Origin of the sequence: Burkholderia pyrrocinia (genome assembly GCF_003330765.1) — a bacterium.
Classification (GTDB): Bacteria; Pseudomonadota; Gammaproteobacteria; order Burkholderiales; family Burkholderiaceae; genus Burkholderia; species Burkholderia pyrrocinia_B.
In genome coordinates, this window is sequence record NZ_CP024903.1 from 811082 (window position 1) to 829229 (window position 18148).

Genomic DNA, 18148 nt, shown 5'->3' on the forward strand with positions numbered 1-18148 from the left:
AACGGGCCGCGCGCCGTCACTGATCGAGACATCGCACGCACAGCCGCTTCGCCTGGCTCGCCGGCAGCCCGCGGCACATCATCACCACCGGGCGCGCATGGCACGATGGCGCATCGGCGGACGCGGCGGGCGACGCCAGCCTGCGCGCGCGTTCGGGCGGCGTGGTGGCGGCCGCGTCCATGCGCCGCTGGCGCTCGGGCGGCGGCGCGTCGCTCACGACGGGAATCGGTTCGACGCCGCCTTCGCGCGCGTTGCGCTGCGCGCTCGCGACGACGCGGCTCACGTAGCCGCTCGAGAAGCCGGTCGTGAAGTTGCCGCTGTAATAGCACGACAGCGCCGCGCGCAACGCGGCCTGCGCGGCGCGGCCGGTGCCCGACGAGCGCGCGAAGCATTCGGTCAGGATCGCGCCGCCGGCCTGCAGGTTGCGGCACGGCTCGAACATCGTCGCTTCGTCGAGCCCGTATTTCGTGAAATTGCGTTCGTTCACCTGCGCGAGGCCGACGCTGTAGCTGAAGCCGCGCGACGCGAGTTCGCGCGCGGTCGCGCGGGCCTCGTCGAGCGACGCGGGCTGGCGAGTCAGGTGTCCGCCGACCACGCCGATCGCATACGGATTGAAGCCCGACTCGGTGCGCACGAGCGCGGCGAGCGTGTCGGGATCGACGTTCGGCGCGCAGGCGCGCGCGAGTTGCGCGAAGCCCGTGCCTGCGCCTGCCGCCAGCGCGATGCGCGGCTGCATGCACGCGAACGCGAGCGCGGCCAGCGCGCACAGGCATGCGGCGGCGCTTCGCAGGCCGCGCGCGTTCATCCCGCGCCCGCCACGCGGTACGACATCACGAGCCCGTGCACGAGCAGCGACCAGCCGTCGAGCGCGACGAACAGCAGCAGCTTGAACGGCACCGAGATCGTTGTCGGCGAGATCATCTGCATCCCGAGCGCGAGCAGGATGTTCGCGACCAGCAGGTCGACGACGATGAACACGATGTAGATCACGAAGCCGATCTGGAACGCCTTCGTCAGCTCGGCGAGCGTGAAGCTCGGCACCAGCACCAGCAGGTCGTCGTCCTTGATGCCGTCCGCGCGGTTCTTCGGCCAGACCGACGTCGCGGTGCGCACGAAGAATTCGCGGTCGCGCTGCCGCGTGTGCGACACGAGGAAATCCTTGATCGGCGGCAGCGCGGCATCGGCGAGCGCGCCGACGTCGGCGGTCGACAACTGCCCCGACGCATCGAAGTGGCGTGCCTGCAGCGCGTCGCGGATCGACATCCCGACCGGCGCCATGATGAACAGCGACAGGATCAGCGCGATGCCGTTCAGCACGAGGTTCGGCGGCACCTGCTGGATCCCGAGCGCGGAGCGCAACAGGCCGAGCACGACCACCAGCTTCGTGTAGCTCGTCACCATCAGCGCCGCGAACGGCGCGATGCCGAGCGCGGCGATCACCGCGATCAGCGCGACCGGATTCGGCAGGTTGCCCATCGCTCAGCGCTCGCGCGGCGCGGGTTGCGTCAGCGTGACGACACGCACGCCGAGCTTCTGGCCGACCGCGATCAGGTGACCGGTGCCGATCAGCATCCCGTTCGCGACGAGATGGATCACGCTCTGGTTGATCCCTTGCTGCAGTTCGATCACGGCGCCCGGCTGCAGCGCGCTCAGTTCGCCGAGCGGCATCGACGTGGGCGGTAGCTCGAAGCGCAGGTCGACCGCGAGGCCGTCGAGCGTGCGCGGCGCATCGGCGGGCGGCGCGTCGTGCGTCGTCACGGGCGCGGTGTCGGTGCGGGTCGGTTCCAAAGGCATCTCCCTGATTCGTTCGACGGTCAGTCGGTTGCCCGACGGCCGTCCGGTGATCTCCCATGCGGGCGCGGCCGGCAGCCGCGCGACGCACAGCAGGTTCTGCTCGTGCGCCTGCCAGCGCTCGATCGCGATGATGTCGCCGCCGACGACGTCGGCCAGTTCGGCCGTCGTCAGCTCGGTGCGGCCGATCTCGAACACGAGCGGCACGGGCAGGTTCGCGTAGGCCGCGCGCGCGTCGGCGAGCGCGGCCGGCGCAGCCGCGAAGAACACGGCCAGCGCATCCGGCGCGTCGAACAGCAGCGCGCCGTGGCAGCGCCATGCGCCGTCGGCGCGCCGCAGCTCGAAGCGCAGCGCGGCTGGGGACGCGCGCCAGCCGGGCGGCGCGAGGGGTGGCGAGGCCGGCTGCAATGCGGGCGGCGGCAGCAGCTCGACGCGTTGCCGCGTCGCAGCCTGCAACGTGGCCGCGAGCGGCGCACACAGGTCGGCGAGCAGCGCCGCGCGGATCACGGCCGGGACTGCGGGATCGGCCGCGTCGTCGAGCCACGCGGCTTCCGCGGCGGAATCGATCCACAGCGTGCCCGTCGCGGGGCCGACAACGAAACGGTACGCGCGCGCGTCGGCGGCCGGTTCGGCGTCGACGCGCCAGCGCACTTCGTACGCGTGTTCGCCGAGCGTGAGCGGCACGGCGGCCGTCGCGCCGTAAGCGTGCGACAGCCCGCGCGCGGCGGCGGCGGACAGGCGCGGCAGATACGGCGACGCGTCGAGCGGGACCGCGGCCGGCCCGGCGGCGGAAAGCGCGGGGGCGCGAGGCGAGGCCCGATCGACGGCGTCGGCGTCGGCATTCGTCATGGACATCGCATGCACGGCGGGATCAGGGCGAATTCGGCGTTGGGTCGACGGGTTGTTCGAGGAATGGCGGCGCGTGCTGTCGTTCGGTCTGGCGCGCAGCCGCTGCGTCGATTGTAGGGACGGGCGGCGTGGCGTGCGGCGCGGGAATCCGTAGTCGCGGGCGGGGGGCGTCAGCTGGACGCGCCGGGAATTACGAAACGTGGCGGCAATTTCCCGATGCGTAGCGGCGCACGGGATGGGTGTCGTGTCGTGACGCTCTGCGGCAGGCGCTTACGACCCCCATACCTGCATTTCGTCGAGCGAGTAACCCCATGGCGTAGCGCGCTTCGTGCCGATCATCCGGACGTAACGGCCCTGGCCATTGAGATTCGGGAGCATGACATGGCCGTACGCGACGCCGTTGCTCGTCGCGTAAAGCGTCGTCCAGTTCACGTTGTCGCTCGATGTCTGGATCTGATAGACGAGCGCGCCTGCGTCCCAGTAGAGATCGACGTGATCGATGTTCTTCACGGCCCCGAGATCCACGGAGAGCCATTGCGGGTCGACGCCGCTGCCTTCCGGCGAATCCCAGCGCGTGCTGGTCGTGTTGCCGTCGAACGCCTTGTCGGGTGTCAGCGACGCGTTATAGCTGGCCGACGCGGCCGCGGGATGCCCCTGCGAAAGCAGCGTGGACTGCTTGGCGGCCGGGCCGCCATAGTAGCTCGCTCCGAGCTTGGCCTTCGTCGTGTCGGCATTCACGCCGAACTGCGACAGGCTCCAGCGCTGGCCGGTCGTGACGTCGCCCACGTAGAGCTGATAGCCGCCCGCCGTCGTCGACGAGAAGAACAGGTAGTTCGTGCCGCTCACCGGCGCCGGGTCGGAGTTGTTGCTGATGCAATCGTTGATCGACAACTGGTTCGGCGTCGACGCCGGGTCCGCGGTCTTTGCATAGATCTGGTCGAGCTGACTGACGTCCTTCCAGCGCGCGTAGAACGCCATGCCGTCCGCACGCACGATCGGATAATAGGTTTGAAGACCGGACGGATTATCGAACGCGGCCGTCGCGCCGGTCGCGATCGTCAGCTTCATCAGGCCCATGTTCGCACCCGTGCCGGTTGCGTAGTAGACGGCGCTCGCGTCCGGCGAGAGAAAGGGCATCGAGTACTCGGCGCCGGCCGGCGCGTTCGTCAGGCTCACGACCGACGTGAACACCGGGCCCGTGCTCGTGTACGACAAGGTCGCCCGCTTGATGTCGCCGTTCTGCTTGAATACGAGCGTCGTGCCGTCCGTGCTGAACTTCGGATCCTCGTTGCGGGTGGCGCCGGTGCTGTTGGTCATGTTGACCGGCGGGTTGCTGGTGCCGAGCTGATACATGAACACGTTCCACGCGCCGTTGCTGATGCCCATGAACGCGAGCCACTTGCCGTCGGGGCTGAACACGCCGTTCATCGGGTCGGTGATGCCCCACGAACTCTTGCTCAACTGGGTCAGCGTGCGTGCCGAAAAGTCGTAGAGGAAGATCTGGCTGGTGCCGTCACCGTACTTGACGTAGCTGTGATAGACGAGCTTGCCGGTCAGCGCAGCGGGAAACGACGCGTTGGACTGGGCCGGAGGATTGCTGATGCAGGCTGCGTTGGCGGTACCGTCGAACAGGTTGAGGGCGATACCGACCACCAGGCCCGCGACGAGGGTCTTCGATTTCACGATTAGTCATCCGTAATAATTCATATTCGTGAGTGGACGGGACGTCCGAATGTTTCTGCACGCGTTGCGCCGATTGACGTCTTGTGACCGAACGCGGTCATCCTTGCCGCGATTTGCGGTAACCCCGCAATGAACCTGCATTGGGTACAAGTTTAAGAATCCGTGCGCGCATCGATCTGGCGATTAGAGGTAAATCGTGACGACTCCTCGCCTTATTGACCGGCAGGCGGTAAATGTTGCCAGTCAATCTTGCCGGACGATTCGTGGCTGGGCCAAACCCGGCCTCCCACCACGCGCCCTCAAGTTCTTTTTTCCGCCGGAGTCCGTAAAGGCGGCGCGGATTCGCCGTGGTGGCGGGCGGTGCGCACGCTGGCCCAGCGCTGCGCGACCGCCGCACGCGAGATCAGGATTTGATTCAGGCCTCGAAAGCCGACGTTGGCACGGGCGCGCAGCGGGTGCAGGCCGCGGGGGCGGCGATGCAGGAAATCGTCAACGTGATCGAGCGCGTGAATCGCGTCATCGGCGAAATCGACGGCGCGATGAACGAGCAGAGCGCCGGCATTCGCCAGATCGACCGCAGCGGCCGAGATGGACAACGCGACGCAGCAAAACGCCGCGCTCGTGGAGCAATCGACCGCCGCTTCGGCGACGCTGAATGGTCAGGCGCACAGCCTGTCGCGCGTCGTTGGCCTATTCGGGCTGCAGCGCGGCGGCGCGAACATCGTATCGTTGCCGTCGCGCGGAACCCGGGCGTTTCCGCCGCCCGATGCTTACGCGTAATCGGCCGCAATCGCGTGCTGCGGCGCGGCGCGCAGGATCGGCGCCGCGTCGTGGCGCTCGACGTGCGTCATCGCCGCACCGAACAGCACCAGGCGATAGCCGACCGCGTAGATCGGGATGATCCGCAGGTTCTTGTCGAAATCGAGCTGCAGCTTCGAACGGATACGCGAGATATGGGTGTCGAGCGTGCGCGACGAGACGCCGAGCTCGCGGCCCCACACGGCTTCCTGGATTGCCTGCCGCGGCACGATCTTGTTCATGTTGTCGAGCAGGAATTCGACGACGTCGAATTCGCGCGGCGTCACGTCAACGACCTTGTTGTCGATTTCGATCGTGCGGCGCACGAAGTTGATTTTTATGTTGTCGATGTACAGGTATTTGCAATCCATGGTGGCCCTCGCATGTCCATAAAGGAGTGTTTGCGGGGTATGTACTGCAACTTCCGGGCCAGATGGTGGATTATCACGCGTCAACGGGGCGGGGCGCGGGGCAGGCCGCGTGGCAGCCTTGAATTTAAAAGAATTTTTAACGCGAGGTGCGGAGCGAGGGGCGAAGGGGTCGGAGCAATATTGAAGGATTGTTACGTAGCATCGGCGGGCGACGTTACGGGCGTTACGGCCGACGTAACGTGTGGGGAAGGAGCGAACGATGATGCAGGAAACGTGCTCGCTGCAACCGGCAGGATGGGGCATGGAAACCCGACTTCAAACCCTACATTGAACCCGACTCTGAGTTTGGAAAAGCATATATAAATCAGTGATGTAGTTGCTTATAATTGCCGACATCGAACCCTACATCAAACCCGACAACGAAGCATGAAGACCGTCGCTACCGGCGCGTGTCGCGAGTACCCCGGCTCCAAAGGGATCGTGCCGTAGTGCCGGCGGGAACGTTCGCGTCGTTTCGGCACGGTGCGGCTGGCGACCGGAAATCCTCCGGCCGCGGGCCCCATCGCCCGCGGCCGGCGCTTTCCTCCGTCAAGCCTTCGCGCTATCCGCCGAATCGAACGGCAGCACGTAATGCCGCTTGCCCGTCGCCGCGAAGATCGCGTTCGCAACCGCCGGCCCGACCGGCGCGACGCCCGGCTCGCCGACCCCGGTCGGCGCCTCGGCCGACGGCACGATATGCACCTCGACCTTCGGCATCCCCGCCATGCGCAGCACGTGGTAGCCGTCGAAGTTGCGCTGCTCGACGTGGCCGTCCTTCAGCGTGATCGCGCTGTGCATCACCGCGCCGAGCCCGAAGCCGATGCCGCCCTCCATCTGCGCGGCGACGATGTCGGGATTGATCGCGATCCCGCAGTCGACCGCGCACACCACGCGCTCGACCTTCACCTTGCCGTCCGCGTCGACCGACACCTCGGCCACCTGCGCGACATAGCTCTTGAACGCTTCGGCCACCGCGATCCCGCGCCCGCGGCCCTTCGGCAGCGGCTTGGCCGGATCCCAGCCGGCCTTCTGCGCGGCCAGTTCCAGCACCGCGCGCATGCGCGGCTCCTTTGCGAGCAGGTCGCGGCGGAATGCGTACGGATCCTTGCCTGCCGCGTGCGCGGCTTCGTCGATGAACGCCTCGACCGCGTAGGCCGTGTGCGAGCTGCCGACCACGCGCCACCACAGCACGGGCAGGCCCACCTTGGTGGTGGTGAGTTCGACCGATACGTTCGGCACCGCGTACGGCAGGTTCGCCGCGCCCTCGACCGAAGTCGCGTCGATGCCGTTCTTGACCATGAACGCTTCGAACGGCGTGCCGGCGAGGATCGACTGGCCGACGATCCGGTGGCGCCAGCCGACCAGCCGGCCGTCCGCGGTCAGGCCCGCGTCGAGCTTGTGGAAGTACATCGGCCGGTAGAAGCCGCCCTGGATGTCGTCCTCGCGCGTCCACTGCAGCTTGACGGGCTTGCCGTCCGCACCGAGCGCCTTCGCGATCGACACGGCCTCGACCACGTAGTCCGACCATGCGTTCGCGCGCCGGCCGAAGCTGCCGCCCGCATACAGCGTGTGGATCTGCACCTGCTCGGGTTTTAGGCCCGCGACCTTGGCCGCGTTGCCCTGGTCGACCGTCTGGAACTGGTCGCCGGCCCAGATCTCGCAACGGTCGGCCGTCAGCTTGACGACCGCGTCGAGCGGCTCCATCGGCGCGTGCGCCAGATAGGGGAATTCGTACGTCGCGCTGACCTTGCGCGCCGCGCCCGCGATCGCCGTATCGGCATCGCCGTCCTTGCGCGCCGATGCGCCCGGCTTGTCGGCGAGCTGCCGGTATTCGCGCATGATCTCGTCCGAGCTGCGCTTTTCGGCGTTCGCTTCGTCCCATTCGACCTTCAGCGCGTCGCGGCCCTGTTTCGCGGCCCAGAAGCCCGTCGCGACGACCGCGACGCCCTGCGGCACCTGCACGACCGATACGACGCCCGGCACGGCCTTCGCAGCCGTCGCGTCGAACGACTTCACCGTCGCGCCGAAGCGCGGCGGGCGCTGCAGCAGCGCGACGCGCATGCCGGGGAACGTCGTGTCGAGCGTGAAATGCGCGGTGCCGTTCGATTTCGCCGAGGCGTCGACGCGCGGAATCCGGTGCCCGATCAGCTTGAAATCGGCCGGCTGCTTCAGCGCGACCTTGTCCGGCACGGGCAGCTTCGACGCATCGGCGACGAGCGTGCCGTACGCGGCCTTCTTGCCGCTCTTCGCGTGCGTGACGACGCCGCCCGCCGTCGTCAGCTCGCCGGCCGGCACCTTCCAGCGGGCCGCGGCGGCCGACACGAGCATCGCGCGGGCCTTGCCGCCTGCTTCGCGCAGCTGCTGCCACGAGTTCGACATGGCCGAGCTGCCGCCCGTACCCTGCATCGTGCCGAACGCGAGGTTCGCGTAGCGCTTCGCATCGGCCGGTGCGCTTTCGACGCGCACGTTCGACCAGTCGGCGTCGAGCTCCTCGGCGACGATCGTCGCGATGCCCGTATACGCGCCCTGGCCCAGTTCGACGTGCTTCGCGATGACCGTGACGGTGCCGTCGGGGGTGATGCGCAGGAACGCGTTCGGTGCGAAGTCGGCCGCGGGCGTGGTCGCGGCGAGCGCGCGGCGGCCAAGGCCGGCCCATTCGAAGCCGATGGTCAGGCTGACGGCGGCTGCGGCGCCCGCGGCCTTCAGAAACGTGCGGCGCGACGGTCGCACCGAACCGGTGTTGTCGAGTTCGATCGTCATGGTCAGGCTCCCAGCGTCGCGGCCGCGTCGTGGATCGCGGCCCGGATGCGGGCGTAGGTCGCACAGCGGCACAGGTTGCCGTTCATCGCGGCGTCGATGTCCGCGTCGGTCGGCTTCGGGTTCTGTTCGAGCAGTGCGGTGGCCGACATGATCTGGCCGGACTGGCAATAGCCGCATTGCGGAACCTGCAGCTTGACCCACGCGGCCTGCACGGCATGCGCGGGCTTGCTCTGCAGGCCTTCGATCGTAGTGATGTGCTTGCCCGCGATGCCGGCGAGCGGCAGCACGCACGAACGGACGGCCTGGCCTTCGAGATGCACCGTGCACGCGCCGCACTGCGCCATGCCGCAGCCGAACTTGGTGCCGGTCAGTCCCGCGTGTTCGCGAATCGCCCAGAGGACGGGCATCGACGGATCGGCGTCGAGCGTGACGTTCTTGCCGTTCAGGACAAACGAGGTAGGCATTTTTTATGTCTCCGTGGGGAAAACCCGGCATACGCCCGGTTAGCGGGCAGTGTGCGCGAGTCGACCGAATTTTTGTCTACCCAATCCTGCAAATTTCTTGAACAATCCTGCAATTCCCCGGCGCGGCGCGGGCCGTTTCGCTATGCTCCCGCGATACCGGGAAATCAATCGAGGATGCGTCATGGACATGACCGATATCGTCGCGTCGCGCGAATCCGGGCGGCGCGAGCTGGCGTCGCTGATCGGCCGCTTCGCGCCGGCGGACGGCTCGCACTCGACCGCTGTGCCAGGCCTGATGCTGCACAAGCACACGCGTCCGGTCGATCTCGGCTGCGGCGTGTCGCGGGCCGCGCTGGTGATCGCCGCGCAGGGCGCGAAGCGCGTGATCGTGGCCGGGCAGGCCTATGAATACGACACGCAGAATTGCCTGATTACCTCAATCGACTTGCCGATCCTCTCGCGCGTGACGCTCGCGTCGCCGGAGGCGCCGTACCTGTGCCTGTCGCTGACGCTCGATCCGCAGCGGATCGTCGAGCTCGCGGCCGAGATGCGGTTGCCGGAGCCCGACGCGGGCCCCGAAGGCGAGGGGATCGCGCTCGCCGAGCTGACGCCGCCGCTGCTCGACGCCGCGCTGCGGCTGTTGCGGCTGCTCGATGCGCCGGCCGACATTCCGGTCGTCGCGCCGCTGATCGAAAAGGAACTGCTGTACCGGCTGATGACGAGCGGGCAGGGCACGCGGCTGAGGCACATGGCCATCGCGGGCAGCCAGACGCACCGGATCGCGCGCGCGATCGAGTGGATCCGCGATCACTACGCGGAGCCGATGCGCGTCGAGTCGCTCGCGCAGGCGGTCAACATGAGCGTGTCGTCGCTGCACCATCATTTCAAGCATGTGACGACGCTGAGCCCGCTGCAGTACCAGAAGCAGTTGCGGTTGCACGAGGCGCGGCGGCTGTTGCTGCGGCAAGGTGGCGACGTCGGGTCGGTGGCCGCCGTCGTCGGCTACGAAAGCGCGTCGCAGTTCAGCCGCGAATACAGCCGGCTGTTCGGCGCGCCGCCGATGCGCGACGTCGTGCACCTGCGGAAGAAGGAACTGCTCGGCTGACGTGGCGGAACCCGGCTCGCGGCGCGGGCGTGTGCCGGGCCGCGCCGTCGGCTATTTCGCGACCACCTGCGCCTGCAGGAACGCGCGCGCGATCCGCCAGTCCGGCACATAGTGCGACGGCCACGCGCCGGGCGTGTCTGCCGCGTTGAAATAGAAGATGGCCTTCAGCAGCGGATACTGCCGGAGCGAGCGCTGGAATTCGTCGAGTGCCTCGCGCTTGCGCGCATCCGATCCGTCGACGCCGAGTTCCGTGACCATCACCGGCAGCCCGTAGTCGGCCACGCGCGCGTATTTGGTCCGCAGGATGCTCGCGGTGGAGTCGCGAAGCCGCACGCCAAGGTGGCGAATGCCCGCGCCGATTTCCAGCACAAGCTTGCACTCGAACTGATTGAAGAGCGGGCCGCCGTCCGTGATCGTTGTGCCGTGGCGTGCCGCTCGGTTGGAGCCGGATATCAGGCAATCGACATGCCAGGGACGACGCAGTCCCGGTGTGTGCAGGTGCGCTCGTGCAATTGCCGCACGGCCCGCGAACTTTTGTTTCACGCGTGAATCGTGGGGACAGGAAAGCGTCCCGGATGATGGCCGGGTCGATGCAATTCGATACGAATAAATGCACGATAAATCAGGCTTTTGCGGGATTGGCGGCGTCAAAAATGTGTTGGGCTGGCATGTTTCAACGATGAGAATCACGCCGATAGCGGATTAAAAACGTTTCTTGAATGCGTCGTCGATCGGGCGATCCGGGATCTGAAAGATGGATTGAATGAAATTGAAAAATTGATGCGCTGACTCCGGTCGTGATTGCGCGTTTTCATTTGCTTTACTTATTGCGCCGGTAAACGGGCGAGATGACAGCCTCATGGGCCGGTACGCGGATTTTTTACCGCTCGTTTCTCCGGTCGATCGACACGTGATCGTGTCGGTATTTTCACGGATGAATCAAATTCGTTTCGGCAGTCGGGACGAATGCGAGTCGCGGACTTATCGGCGGCGGCGCGCCCGGCTTGTGGAACTGGGTGCCGCGCGCTTCGATTTCCGCTTGCCCGGGCATGGGAGGCCGGCCGCACGGGCCGCGACGCGCGGTTCGCAAGCGGCAAGACGGGCGCAGCCCGGCCTGCGCGGCGGCGCGCTTCTCAAGTTTGAAACACCCGTTTACCGGGCTGTCCGACGAGGGTCCGCGCGCCGGATTCGTCCGTCTAATCCGGGTATTGCTTCGTGGCGCGCAACGATCGTCGCGCGTGTTGCACCGTTATCGCGATACATTCCTGAAACATAAAATGCCGTTCCCGGCAATTCAGTCCGACGTGGCTGCGGCAAGCGTCGCGTAACGGTCGGCGGAATAACGCGTGGCACGCTGCTTGCGACAATGGACGCATCGGCGAGCGGTCGACATGACGTAACAAAGATGTGGGGCGACCACCTCGTCAATAAGCCAGTCGGGGAAACGGCGATGAAGACCATAAGCAGTAGCTTGATCGGCGCGTACTTAACGCACCTGTGGGGAAGTCGGAAAGATCGGGGTGTTGCTCGCGGCGCGGTGCCAGCTTCGCGGGTTTCTCCACGCCGATTGCTTGGCCTCCGCGCGCCTCGCGTGCTGGAGCGGTTGTCGCGCCGCGCGGCAACCGGGCGACAGCGGTGCTCGCCTTCATTCAGTTCACCCGGATGGATCAGGCTGTTCGTGCCGGACAGCGTGACGCCGATTCGTCTTCGACCGTGCAGGGCCGTTTCGATCGCGCCGGACCAATTCCGGCGCCGGCCGGATTAGATCGAACGCCCGTCGGCCGGATTATCCGGAAGACCTTTCGCCGATAGCTCAGGGAGAAGATATGCCACCTGGCTGCAATGCAGGCCCGTTTTCGCTCGGTTAAAAAGAGCATTTTTAATGGGATGCATTTTTCGGTGGTAAATGTATTAGAGAATTTTTTCGATTCCGGAAATGGATGCCGCGCTCCGGCATTCCGTCCGGCGAGGTATCGAATATCGCAGGCCGGAAAGGTATATGCGCCTCTCTGGTTGCTTGAATCGTGGTGTTTCCGATCTTGATTTAATGTTCATAAAATTAATCGAAAACACCTACTAATAAATTTTGGACAACTTAAAAACATAAAACTAAACTTCGTCTGGCAAAAATTTCAAAAAACGTAATTTAAAAATAATGGCGTACCTATTAATTTAATGGTGGTCCTTATTTTATAAGGATTGCTCAAGTCAGGAAGGTCGATGGCGTGCGATCTTCCTGGCTCATTCCGTCCACGCCGTTTTGGAGTCGACCATGAAGAAGCTTCTGATTGCAGCAGCAGTTCTGGCCGTTTCGGGTGCAGCGTTCGCAGCCAGCGGCACGGTGTCGAGCAGCACCTCGACGAGTGGCGGTTCGACGATGGCGGGGGTTGCCGGGTTCGGCCATTTCTCCGCGACCGATTCCGGCGCAGCGCTCGGCGCAGCCGGCGCAATGGCCGGCGGCGGCAGCAGCGGTTCGATCTCGTACACGAACCACACGCAATCGTCGTCGGTCGGCGGCTTCGGCTTCGGCGGCGCACAGGCTGGCGGTAACAGCGGTGCGAACGCCGGCTCGATCGGCTGGACGATTCACCACTAAGCCGCGGCGCGTAGCGTTCGTCATTGGCTGGCGGTACGGGGGCCGGGTCTCGCTCCGCAAGAACGGGCCCGGTTCCTGGACTGCCGAACTTCCTCACAGCAAGGAATTGCTATGAAAGCCAAAGTAATTTTAGCGACAGCGCTCACCGTCCTATCGTCGGCCGTACTGGCCGCCGGTTCGTTCACCACCAACCAGACGCAATCCGTGGCAGCGGGTGTATCCGGTTCGGCGCTGGTCGGCTCCGGCAGCTATACGAGCAATTCGACTTCGACGGCGGGCGCGAACGCGGGAAGTACCGTGACACCTGCTGGTTCCTCCGGCACGGCATCCGCCTTTCACAACTCGACTTCGACGGCCAGCGGTTCGGGCTTGAACGGGGGCGCGTTTGCGGCAGGCGGCGGTATCGGTGCCGCAGGCTCGTACGGTGGAAACAGCAGCACGAACGAGAACGCGAATGCGCTTTCGGGAGGGGTGACCGCCACGATCGTACTCGGCGCGAACCACTACACGGCCTCGGGCGGGAACGACCAGGGCGTTGCCAACGCGGGTGCTGCCGGGCTGACTGGCAGTGGCGGTTCAGGCGCGATCGCGGGTTCGAATCACTACAACTCGTCGACCGTGTGGAGTACCGGTCCGGCCGGCTCGCCGTCCGCAGCGGGCGGAAGCCAGGGCAGTTCGAGCGCGACCGGGAGCAGTCATTAGTCTGGTGTGGGGGGGGCCAGTTTCTCAGCGATGCTGGTCTCTTTTCCCGCGCTGTTGTCACGTAAGGAGTTGGCATGAAGCAGAAACTGATTGCCGCCGCTCTGATGCTCGCGTCTCTGACGGCGTATGGCGCTGACCGTGCTGCCGAGGATGTGCAATCGAATTTGCAGACGTCAAACAACCCTGACCAGACGACCAAACCGTCAGAACAACAAACGCTTTCGTCGGGCAGTGCCATCGGCGGACCAGACGCCCAGCAGTGGCAGGGCATGTCGGCCGGCTCGTGGTCCCAGCTGGGCAGCGGCTGGAAGCAGTTCGGGGAAGCAGGCAAAGCTGAAGGAATTCAGGGGAATTAGTACGGTTGCCTGGGTGGGAGGTCAAACCTCGTCCGGAGAGTGAAATGAACAGCAACAAGATCAAGGTGGCATGTGCGGCGATGTTCGCGATGACCGCGATCGGTGCCCACGCGCAAACCGCCGATTCGACTTCGAGCGCGCAGTCCTCGACGTCGTCGACGGCCATCAGCCAGGGCGGCGGCTCGAGCATGAACACGAACACCACGAGCTCGCGCGGCGGCAACGCCGCCAGCAGCAGCGGGGTTCGCGGCAGCGGCAATTCGAGCGTGAATGTGAACCTGACGATGCCGTCCAGCACCAGCGGCGGATCGAACGTGACGCCGCAGAGTGTGAGCGCGCTCCAGTCGCCCGGCTCGCCCGGTACCAACCCGTACAACACCCAGGCGTCGGAAAACGTCAACTACTCGGGTACCCAGACGATCAAGACCAACCCGGCGATCCAGGCGCCCGGCCTCACGACCACGCTGTCCGACACCTGCATGGGGTCGGTGAGCGTCGGCGTGTCGTTCCCGGGGTTCGGCGCGACGGGCGGCACGACGCTGGTCGACCAGGCGTGCGTGCGTCGTCTCGATGCGCGTGAATTCCGTGCGATGGGCCTGACGGACGTGGCGCTCGCGCTGCTCTGCCAGAGCGACGCGAATCGGCGCGCGGTGGAAGCGACCGGGCACCTGTGCCCGGGTACGACCGCGCCGCTCGCGCGTTCGAACGTGGCGCCGAGCGTCGAAGCGACCGTCGCGGACGACGTGAAGTATCGCGATCCGATCGTACGCAACCGTATGGGCCTGCCGCCGATGGACGCAGCCGCACCGGCACCCGCGCAAACCCGCCCGGTGGCGACGACCGCGGTGCAGGCGGCGCCCATCCCGGTGCCGGTGCCCGTGCCGGCGATCGCCGCACCGACCGTCGTCAGCAAGGCGCCGGGCGCAGCGCAGGCGGCTGCCGCGAAGGCCTCGCAAGCGGCTGCCGTCGTGCCCGCCGCTGCCGCCGCACCGGTTGCCGCGACTGCGCCGGCGGTTGCCGCCGCACCCGCTGCCGTACCGGCCGCGATGAGCGCGGTGCCCGCCGCGGCCATCGTCGCCGTGCCGGCCGTCGCCGACAAGGCGCCGGAGCCCGCACCGGCCGTCGCCGACAAGGCGCCGGAGCCCGCGCCGGCCGTCGCCGACAAGGCACCGGAGCCCGCACCGGCGGTCGCCGACAAGGCGCCCGAGCCCGTGCAGGCCGTCGCCGACAAGGCGCCGGAGCCGATGCCGGCCGCGACCGACAACGCAGCGCAGGCCGCTGCCGCGCCGGCTGCCGACACGACGCCGGCCGCCGCCGTCGTCGCGGCGCCCGCAGCCGATGCGAAGGCGGCGGACAGCGCGCAAGCCGCGCCGGCCGCAACCGACGCCGCGCCGCAGGCAGCGGACGCTGCGATGCCCGCACCGGCAGCCGATGCAAAGGCCGCCGAGCCGGCTCCGCAGGCAGCCGCCGAAGCGCCCGCGCCGGAAGCCGCGCAGCCTGCCGCAGCCGCGGCCGACATGCCGGCTGCCGACGCGAAGGTGCCGGACGCGGTCGAATCCGCGGCCGCGCCTGCGCCGTCCGCCGACATGTCGACGTTGTCCGATCCGGCGCAGGGACTGTCGCCGGCCACGGTCGACCAGCAGGCCGCACCGGCTGCACCGATCGCGCCGGCTCCGGCTGTCATCTCGACGAGCACGTCGTCGTAAGCGCACGGGTCCGTCTCCCGTGCGACCGGAACGCCGGTTGCACGGGGGGGCGTGGGACCCGATGCCAGACGGTCGTGTCCTGTTTGACGGGTGTTGATCCCATCCCCGAGGTCAACACTTCTTTTTGCCTGACGAGGATGCAAGGAGGCCTCAATCATGAGGATCTTTTTGGTCGCTTTGCTGCTGGTCAGCGTGCAAGCCGCCGCGCAGTCGGTTTTCCAGAATCCCGCGGTCTTTGTCATCCTGAGCGAACAGAACCTCGCGAACGCCGCGAGCGTCCAGCAGGCGCTGGCGACGCTCGGGCGCCCCGACAACACGGCATGCGCGCCGATGATGATGATCGGCGATCCGCAGATGATCTACATGATGCCCGAGCAAGGTCACGCGCCGTCGTGGCAATCGCCGGTGTACGGCCGCGGCGCGCCGTTCGAAGCGCAGAACGGGCCGACGTCGACGGGCAAGACGATCGGCGCGATGCAGCATGCCGAAGACATGCAGACGCAGCCGTGGAGCGACGGCAGCGCGATCACGCAGAAGATCGCCGGTGAGTCGAGCCTGTCGGCGGCGGACCGGGTGAACGCGTGGCAGCGCAACGGGCTCAATTCGATCGAGACGGCCCGCGCGACGGAAGTGACGGTGAACGGCAAGACCTACCGGGCCTATCGCGACGACCTCAACCGGTCCGCGCAGCCGGTCGTCGAGCCGCAGATCTACACGCAGCGCGTCGTTTTCTGCCGATAACGAATCGTCAATCCGGGGACGGGCCGGTGCCGCGCTGCGGGACCACGAGGGTCCGCCACACGCCATCCGGCAACGGCCGTCCCGACATATAACCCTACGCGGCGAGGCCATCATGAACTATTGCTGCCAGATCAGGGTGTCAGGCCCACAGGATCTCGAACGGGATGCGGGCACGGCGCCGTTCGTCGCCGTGCGGCGCAACCATCTCATGCCGTCGCGGCCGCTCGTCTACCTGTCGCAGCAGCACGATGCCGCGCTCGTTGACTGTCTCGCGTCGCGCGGCTGGGACGTGTGGCGCGCGAAAACCGTTGCGGACGCATTGAATCTCGTCAGGGCGAACCGCCCGCATGCGGGCATCGTCGATTTCGGCAGCTTCGCGTCGCCCGAGGTCGCGTCGTTCGAGGCGCTGCTGCGCGACCCGCGCGTCGGCTGGGTCGCGCTCGCCGAAGATACGCGGTTGCGCGACATCACCATCGCGCGCCTGATCCGCCACTGCTGTTTCGACTACGTGCGCAATGCGACGGCCTACACGACGATCGGCTATCTGGTCGGTCATGCATACGGGATGCTGAAGCTCGCGGACGGCGACCCGGCCGCGGATGCGGCGCCGCCCGGTGGCACGATGATCGGCTCGTGCGACGCGATGCGCCGGCTGTTCGCGACGATCAGCAAGGTCGCGAACACCGACGCCACCGTGTTCATCGCCGGTGAATCCGGCACCGGCAAGGAGCTGACGGCGGCGGCGATCCACCAGCAGTCGATGCGCGCCGACGCGCCGTTCGTCGCCGTGAACTGCGCGGCCATTCCGTCGACGCTGCTGCAGGCCGAACTGTTCGGCCACGAGCGCGGCGCGTTTACGGGCGCGCATCAGCGCAAGATCGGCCGCATCGAGGCCGCGCACGGCGGCACGCTGTTTCTCGACGAAATCGGCGACATGCCGTTCGAGAGCCAGGCGAGCCTGCTGCGGTTCCTGCAGGAAGGCAAGATCGAGCGGCTCGGCGGGCACGCGTCGACTCCGGTGGACGTGCGGATCGTGTCGGCGACCCACGTCGATCTCGAGGCCGCGATGCAGGCGGGGCGGTTCCGCGCCGACCTGTACTACCGGCTGTGCGTGCTGCGCATCGACGAGCCGCCGCTGCGCGTGCGCGGCCGCGACATCATGCTGCTCGCCGACTACGTGTTGCGGCGCTATCGCGGCGACAGTGCGCACCGGATTCGCGGCTTCATGCCGTGCGCGATCGAGGCGATCCACAACTATGCGTGGCCCGGCAACGTGCGCGAGCTGATCAACCGGATCCGGTTCGCGATCGTGATGACGAACGGGGCGATGATCTCGGCCGCCGATCTCGAGTTGCAACAGTACACGTCGCGACAGCCGCCGACGCTCGCGCAAGCGCGCCGGCAGGCCGAACGGCACGCGATCGAGGAAACGCTGCTGCGCCACCGCCACCAGCATGCGGACGTCGCGGCGGAACTGGGTATTTCGCGCGCGACGCTGTACCGTCTGATGACCGCGCACGGGCTGCACGGCTGACGCGCCGCGGCGCGCATCCGCTCAAGACCGTGCGGCGGCGGCCGTTAAAACATGAAATGGCCCGTCCGGACCGCCGGCGCATCGATGCGCGCGCGGCCGGCACGCGGCGCATCACGCTTATCCGAGGTTATCGTGGCAGAGTGCAGTCACTGCGGCAGGACGTTTCTGGTCGGCGGGCGGTCGATCGACGGCCGCCGCTATTGCAGTGCGGCGTGCGCGCACGCGCATCCGATCGTCGTCGAGGCTGAACGGGTGCCCGACGCGAAGGTCCGGCAGTATGTCGACGACTGGCGATACGGGCCGTGCCCGATCTGCCTGCGCGAAGGATCTCCGGTCGACGTCCACGCGTCGCATCGCGTCGTGTCGCTGGTGTTCGTCACGCGCTGGGCGACGCGGCGCCACGTGTGCTGCCGCCGCTGCGGCCGCAAGAAGCAGGCGGTCGCACTGCTCGCGTCGGCCACGCTCGGCTGGTGGGGGCTGCCGTGGGGTGTCGTGCTGACGCCGATCCAGCTCGCGCGCAACGCGCTCGGGCTGGCCGCGCGCGATCCGGAGGTCGCGACGCAGCAGTTCGAGCAGCTCGTGCGGCGCAAGCTGGCGGCGCGCCGGCTGCAGCGCGCGCGGCAGGGCGCCGGCGCCTGAACGCGCGCTCCGGC

The 18148-nt window shown here is 67.0% G+C and carries 16 protein-coding genes and 1 pseudogene; 9 read left to right on the plus strand and 8 right to left on the minus strand.

Annotation, left to right across the window (positions count from 1 at the left end; all coding sequences use genetic code 11):
* Positions 1 to 16: 16 nt before the first annotated feature.
* The 4 genes from CUJ89_RS21070 to CUJ89_RS21085 form a co-directional block, all read right to left on the minus strand.
* Positions 17 to 805: a lytic transglycosylase domain-containing protein gene (locus CUJ89_RS21070; RefSeq protein WP_114179404.1), complete on the minus strand. Its 789-nt coding sequence runs from the start codon at positions 803 to 805 to the stop codon at positions 17 to 19.
* A complete protein-coding gene (sctR, locus tag CUJ89_RS21075) occupies positions 802 to 1476 on the minus strand; it encodes a type III secretion system export apparatus subunit SctR (RefSeq protein WP_039360892.1) in 675 nt (224 codons plus the stop codon). Before sctR ends, CUJ89_RS21070 begins: the two co-directional genes overlap by 4 nt.
* Positions 1477 to 1479: 3 nt before the next feature.
* Positions 1480 to 2640, minus strand: a complete 1161-nt coding sequence (sctQ, locus tag CUJ89_RS21080) for a type III secretion system cytoplasmic ring protein SctQ (RefSeq protein ID WP_415859055.1) — start codon at positions 2638 to 2640, stop codon at positions 1480 to 1482.
* A 270-nt stretch (positions 2641 to 2910) separates the two neighbouring features.
* Positions 2911 to 4323 (minus strand): discoidin domain-containing protein, encoded by a 1413-nt coding sequence (locus CUJ89_RS21085; protein WP_114179406.1) that lies wholly within the window; start codon positions 4321 to 4323, stop codon positions 2911 to 2913.
* Positions 4324 to 4658: 335 nt separating this feature from the next.
* Here CUJ89_RS21085 and CUJ89_RS21090 point away from each other — a divergent pair.
* Positions 4659 to 5103, plus strand: a pseudogene (locus tag CUJ89_RS21090) (methyl-accepting chemotaxis protein); the annotation flags it as partial.
* Here the strand turns inward: CUJ89_RS21090 and CUJ89_RS21095 are convergent.
* From CUJ89_RS21095 to CUJ89_RS21105, 3 genes are all read right to left on the minus strand, one after another.
* Positions 5094 to 5492 (minus strand): winged helix-turn-helix domain-containing protein, encoded by a 399-nt coding sequence (locus tag CUJ89_RS21095; RefSeq protein WP_114179407.1) that lies wholly within the window; start codon positions 5490 to 5492, stop codon positions 5094 to 5096. The pseudogene CUJ89_RS21090 and the gene CUJ89_RS21095 overlap by 10 nt on opposite strands.
* Positions 5493 to 6080: 588 nt before the next feature.
* Positions 6081 to 8291 carry a xanthine dehydrogenase family protein molybdopterin-binding subunit gene (locus CUJ89_RS21100; RefSeq protein WP_114179408.1) on the minus strand — a complete coding sequence of 737 codons (2211 nt, stop codon included), beginning with the start codon at positions 8289 to 8291 and terminating at the stop codon, positions 6081 to 6083.
* Between the two features lie 2 nt (positions 8292 to 8293).
* A complete protein-coding gene (locus CUJ89_RS21105; protein ID WP_011354470.1) occupies positions 8294 to 8755 on the minus strand; it encodes a (2Fe-2S)-binding protein in 462 nt (153 codons plus the stop codon).
* Between the two features lie 181 nt (positions 8756 to 8936).
* Between CUJ89_RS21105 and CUJ89_RS21110 the strand changes: the two genes are divergently transcribed.
* Positions 8937 to 9860 carry an AraC family transcriptional regulator gene (locus CUJ89_RS21110; RefSeq protein WP_114179409.1) on the plus strand — a complete coding sequence of 308 codons (924 nt, stop codon included), beginning with the start codon at positions 8937 to 8939 and terminating at the stop codon, positions 9858 to 9860.
* Between the two features lie 51 nt (positions 9861 to 9911).
* On the opposite strand, the gene CUJ89_RS38575 is transcribed toward CUJ89_RS21110, so the two are convergent.
* A complete protein-coding gene (locus tag CUJ89_RS38575; RefSeq protein WP_236655050.1) occupies positions 9912 to 10550 on the minus strand; it encodes a hypothetical protein in 639 nt (212 codons plus the stop codon).
* A gap of 1582 nt (positions 10551 to 12132) precedes the next feature.
* Between CUJ89_RS38575 and CUJ89_RS21130 the strand changes: the two genes are divergently transcribed.
* From CUJ89_RS21130 to CUJ89_RS21160, 7 genes are all read left to right on the plus strand, one after another.
* Positions 12133 to 12456, plus strand: a complete 324-nt coding sequence (locus CUJ89_RS21130) for a hypothetical protein (protein ID WP_114179410.1) — start codon at positions 12133 to 12135, stop codon at positions 12454 to 12456.
* 111 nt (positions 12457 to 12567) lie between these two features.
* Complete coding sequence (locus CUJ89_RS21135; protein ID WP_114179411.1) at positions 12568 to 13158, plus strand: hypothetical protein; 591 nt, start codon at positions 12568 to 12570, stop codon at positions 13156 to 13158.
* Between the two features lie 74 nt (positions 13159 to 13232).
* Entirely contained in the window at positions 13233 to 13514 is a 282-nt protein-coding gene (locus CUJ89_RS21140; protein WP_114179412.1) for a hypothetical protein, read from the plus strand.
* Positions 13515 to 13558: 44 nt separating this feature from the next.
* Entirely contained in the window at positions 13559 to 15220 is a 1662-nt protein-coding gene (locus CUJ89_RS21145) for a chemotaxis protein CheA (RefSeq protein WP_114179413.1), read from the plus strand.
* 156 nt (positions 15221 to 15376) lie between these two features.
* A complete protein-coding gene (locus CUJ89_RS21150; protein ID WP_114179414.1) occupies positions 15377 to 15961 on the plus strand; it encodes a hypothetical protein in 585 nt (194 codons plus the stop codon).
* 112 nt (positions 15962 to 16073) lie between these two features.
* Complete coding sequence (locus CUJ89_RS21155; RefSeq protein ID WP_114179415.1) at positions 16074 to 17495, plus strand: sigma-54 dependent transcriptional regulator; 1422 nt, start codon at positions 16074 to 16076, stop codon at positions 17493 to 17495.
* A 132-nt stretch (positions 17496 to 17627) separates the two neighbouring features.
* Positions 17628 to 18134 carry a hypothetical protein gene (locus CUJ89_RS21160; protein WP_114181477.1) on the plus strand — a complete coding sequence of 169 codons (507 nt, stop codon included), beginning with the start codon at positions 17628 to 17630 and terminating at the stop codon, positions 18132 to 18134.
* Positions 18135 to 18148 lie beyond the last annotated feature (14 nt).

Coding starts and splice junctions, on each gene's coding strand:
- CUJ89_RS21110 (WP_114179409.1), top strand. CDS start 8,937: ATGGACATGACCGATATCGTCGCGTCGCGCGAATCCGGGCGGCGCGAG.
- CUJ89_RS21150 (WP_114179414.1), top strand. CDS start 15,377: ATGAGGATCTTTTTGGTCGCTTTGCTGCTGGTCAGCGTGCAAGCCGCC.
- CUJ89_RS21155 (WP_114179415.1), top strand. CDS start 16,074: ATGAACTATTGCTGCCAGATCAGGGTGTCAGGCCCACAGGATCTCGAA.
- CUJ89_RS21140 (WP_114179412.1), top strand. CDS start 13,233: ATGAAGCAGAAACTGATTGCCGCCGCTCTGATGCTCGCGTCTCTGACG.
- sctQ (WP_415859055.1), bottom strand. CDS start 2,640: ATGACGAATGCCGACGCCGACGCCGTCGATCGGGCCTCGCCTCGCGCC.
- CUJ89_RS21095 (WP_114179407.1), bottom strand. CDS start 5,492: ATGGATTGCAAATACCTGTACATCGACAACATAAAAATCAACTTCGTG.
- CUJ89_RS21135 (WP_114179411.1), top strand. CDS start 12,568: ATGAAAGCCAAAGTAATTTTAGCGACAGCGCTCACCGTCCTATCGTCG.
- sctR (WP_039360892.1), bottom strand. CDS start 1,476: ATGGGCAACCTGCCGAATCCGGTCGCGCTGATCGCGGTGATCGCCGCG.
- CUJ89_RS21130 (WP_114179410.1), top strand. CDS start 12,133: ATGAAGAAGCTTCTGATTGCAGCAGCAGTTCTGGCCGTTTCGGGTGCA.
- CUJ89_RS21105 (WP_011354470.1), bottom strand. CDS start 8,755: ATGCCTACCTCGTTTGTCCTGAACGGCAAGAACGTCACGCTCGACGCC.
- CUJ89_RS21100 (WP_114179408.1), bottom strand. CDS start 8,291: ATGACGATCGAACTCGACAACACCGGTTCGGTGCGACCGTCGCGCCGC.
- CUJ89_RS21145 (WP_114179413.1), top strand. CDS start 13,559: ATGAACAGCAACAAGATCAAGGTGGCATGTGCGGCGATGTTCGCGATG.
- CUJ89_RS21070 (WP_114179404.1), bottom strand. CDS start 805: ATGAACGCGCGCGGCCTGCGAAGCGCCGCCGCATGCCTGTGCGCGCTG.